This is a genomic window from Mycobacterium sp. (assembly GCF_032162105.1).
Taxonomy (GTDB): domain Bacteria; phylum Actinomycetota; class Actinomycetes; order Mycobacteriales; family Mycobacteriaceae; genus Mycobacterium.
This window is the reverse complement of sequence record NZ_JAVRPS010000166.1, coordinates 1-3,072: the sequence shown is the minus strand read 5'-3', so window position 1 is coordinate 3,072 and position 3,072 is coordinate 1. Positions and strand designations below refer to the sequence as shown.

Here is a 3,072-nt window from a genome sequence, read left to right as displayed (position 1 = left end):
TGCCGTCGCGCCCCACGTCGGGGCTTCGCGACATGACACGCCGCAGCGTTCAGGCGCAGATCGCCGAACGGGCCAAAGAACTGTTCATCGAGCAAGGATTCGAGGAGACCACCCTCGAACAGATCGCCGCGGCCGTCGGAATCTCGAGCCGAAGCGTGTCGCGATACTTCAAGACCAAGGAAGACATCGTCGTCGGCTCCATGATCGCGCTGGGCGACGGCTTGGCCGCAGCCCTACAGCAACGGCCACCTGATGAAGCACCGTGGACCGCGCTCCGCCGTGCCCTCGACGTCTCCGTGAACTCCATCGCCAGCGATTCCGCCGGATTGCGCGCCGCGCGCATGCAAACCGACACCCCCGCACTACGCGCCGCGGTTCAGGAGAAGCATCGAGCCTGGAATGTCCTCCTGGTCCCTCACATCATCGAGCGCCTCGGCGGGGGCAGCGACGAAGCACTGCGGGTACAAGCGGAAGCCATCGTCGTGAGCGCACTCGGTTGTCTGGACGTCGCCGTCGAGGCCTGGACCCGCACAGGCAACGCGATGCCGCTGGCCGACTACCTAGACATCGCATTCGACGCACTGCACCGGTAACCCGGACGCGACTGAGCCGTGTCCCTTGCTTGCCGTCCGCGTGCGCCTCGCACGGCCAGCGCGAATCCGTTGGAAGATCAGGCCGCTGGTCTTGCTGGTGGCGGCGGCGAATCGGCCTTGCACGTCGGCCCAATTCACCACGTTCCAGAACGTCTTCACGTAGTCGGCCTTCACGTTCTTGTACTGCAGGTAATGGGCGTGCTCCCAGGTTCTTCTCGTTGAGGAAGATCGCGGCGTGGTCGAGTGCGCCGTAGTCGTAATCCAGGGCAGGTAGGGGGTGCGTGAGCGACGTCGATGCAGCACATCACGTAGCGACCTGTCTCCCGGGCTGGGGCTGACGCCACAGCCCGACCCGCTCAAGCCAATTCGCTCGCGGCGGTCACACCAAGCCTGTTCAATGCCGGAATGTCTCGGCAGCCTTGAAGTGGGCGTCGCGGCCACCCATCTCATTGCGGAACCACGTGTTCCTGCGCCACCGCGCGTACCGATCCTGGATGCCTGCGATGCGGCCGCTGCGGTGCGCCAAGAGGTCGATCGCGAGGTTGAGCGGTATCTGTAGAGGTGGGACCAGCGCCCATGGCCACGGGTTCGGCATGTCGTAGGACCGGTAGAACCGACCCGGCAGGAAGTACCGGGTGTAACCGAGCTGCATTCGATAGTTGAACTGGTCGCGGATCGCCTTGCGAAGGCCCGCTCCCGGCTTCGGGGTGAACGCGCGCGGATACGACTCGATGAGTTCGCGGCCATCCTCGCGAGCACCGAATGCGCGCTTGGCGAAATAGAGCATCGTAAGCTGTCCGGCTTCGCGCAAATCTGCTGGATACCAACGAGGTTGGACGCCCATCAGGTGTCCCACGTATCGCCAGAAGTGCATCAACGCCTCGGTGTCGGCGGTCGTCGATCGATAGCCGAGTTTGTGCATGCCCACGCCGGTACCGAACCCGCTGGAGAGCAGGGTGATGGTGGCTTCGGCCTGGCTGATCGGTTTACCCCAGGCGGCCAGGTCCCAGCCTGGATGGCGGGTGATGCGCTGCCGGAGGAAGACGTGCATGATGCGGACCCGCATGGCGGTGGCGCGGCCGGGCGCTCCGGGCCCGGTGCCGCCCGGGTCGGAGACGTCGATCCAGAAGCGGGCCGTCTCCATGAAGCGGTTGAGGGCGGCGTCGCCGGCGTACTTGCCGGTCATGCTGAGTGGCTGAACGATCGAGTTCTCGGTGTATGCCATCAAGGTGGCGACACCTTGGAAACTGAAAACAGAAGGGCCGCAACGCCGGAAGAGGAAGGCGCCGCGTTCGACGAGATCGTGGTCGACCCACGGTGGATCCTTCTCGAATTCCTCGAACAGTCGCAGCATCGACGCCGGCGGGTCGGGCACGGAGTCGATGCCGTGCTCGAGCGCCTGGTCGAGCATCGCCCTGCCCTGGGATGAGTTGCCGTTGATGTACGCGTCTTCGACGAAGGCTTCGGCGACCGGGTCTGCGTCGTAGTATCCGTGCGCAAAGTCGAGGACCCGGTCCGACGACGGCAGCATGCGCTCCCCGCGGAAGAGCTTGATGGCGCGGCGTTTACGCTGCCCGGAACGTCGACTTTCCGCGTTCAAGTACGATTCGAACTCAGTCGGGATCTGATCGCTGTGAGTGCGCGAGGCATCATCGATGGTCACGGGTGGGCCTCCTCTTGAAGTGGCAACCGTGCTTCGAAGAACTCGATTGCTCCGCTGGTCTGGAGTGCGGTGACGTCGAGGCCGAATTCGGTCAGCCATGTTTCGATGTCGCCTGTGCGTGGGGTGTTTCCGAATACACCGATGCGGCGCGATATCGCGATGAATGCATCCTGGCGGGGGCCTCGCCCGGTGACGCACGAGGTGCCTCGCAGCGTCCCGCCTGGTTTGAGCACGCGGGTGAGTTCGCTCAGTGCGGCGCGTGGGTCGGGCAGGCAGTGCAGCCCGTTGTAGGTCAGGCAGAGATCGAAGCTTGCGTCGTCGAACTGCAGTGCGGTGACGTCGGCTTCGACGAATTCGATTACGTCGTGCACGCCGCGTTGGGTCGCGGCGGTGCGTGCTTGGCCGAGCATGTAGGGCGATATGTCGGCCGCGACGTAGTGCACGTCCTGGCCGGGACGTAGACCGCGGAAGGCGAAGCCGCCGCCGCATGGGATGTCGAGTATCGAGGTGCCGGGCAGGGCGTCGGCGAGTCGGGCGACGTCGGCGAACATGCGCCGCATGTCGGCGCCCCACATCGCCCAGGCGCCGACCGTGGCGACACCGTCATGTCTGACGCCGGCCTCGTACATGGCGGCCATGACGCGCTCGGTGCGCCAGCGCTCGGTGACGTCGGTCATGACTTCACCTGCGTGTCCGTGGCGTCCCAGGGCATCGATGCCGAGACCCAGTGGGTTAGTTCCTGTTGGTCGTTGCTGTGTAGGTGGCGTGGCGGGGTGACGAACGTCGCGTAGGGCTTGCAGCGCAGCAGTACCCGGC

General features: G+C 65.1%; 3 protein-coding genes and 1 pseudogene. 1 reads left to right on the top strand and 3 read right to left on the bottom strand.

Going from position 1 to position 3,072, the window contains the following annotated elements; translation table 11 throughout:
* The coding region (locus tag QOC69_RS08715; RefSeq protein WP_526438407.1) for a TetR/AcrR family transcriptional regulator at positions 1-593 on the top strand (593 nt) is incomplete at its 5' end.
* Between the two features lie 72 nt (positions 594-665).
* Here QOC69_RS08715 and QOC69_RS08710 read toward each other — a convergent pair.
* From QOC69_RS08710 to QOC69_RS08700, 3 genes and pseudogenes are all read right to left on the bottom strand, one after another.
* Positions 666-800, bottom strand: a pseudogene (locus QOC69_RS08710) (Fe-Mn family superoxide dismutase); the annotation flags it as partial.
* 187 nt (positions 801-987) lie between these two features.
* Positions 988-2,256: an oxygenase MpaB family protein gene (locus QOC69_RS08705; protein WP_526438404.1), complete on the bottom strand. Its 1,269-nt coding sequence runs from the start codon at positions 2,254-2,256 to the stop codon at positions 988-990.
* Entirely contained in the window at positions 2,253-2,933 is a 681-nt protein-coding gene (locus QOC69_RS08700) for a class I SAM-dependent methyltransferase (RefSeq protein ID WP_526438402.1), read from the bottom strand. Before QOC69_RS08700 ends, QOC69_RS08705 begins: the two co-directional genes overlap by 4 nt.
* Positions 2,934-3,072 lie beyond the last annotated feature (139 nt).

Bases quoted from the DNA above. Each gene is read 5' to 3' on its own strand.
- QOC69_RS08700 (WP_526438402.1), bottom strand. From the start codon at position 2,933: ATGACCGACGTCACCGAGCGCTGGCGCACCGAGCGCGTCATGGCCGCC.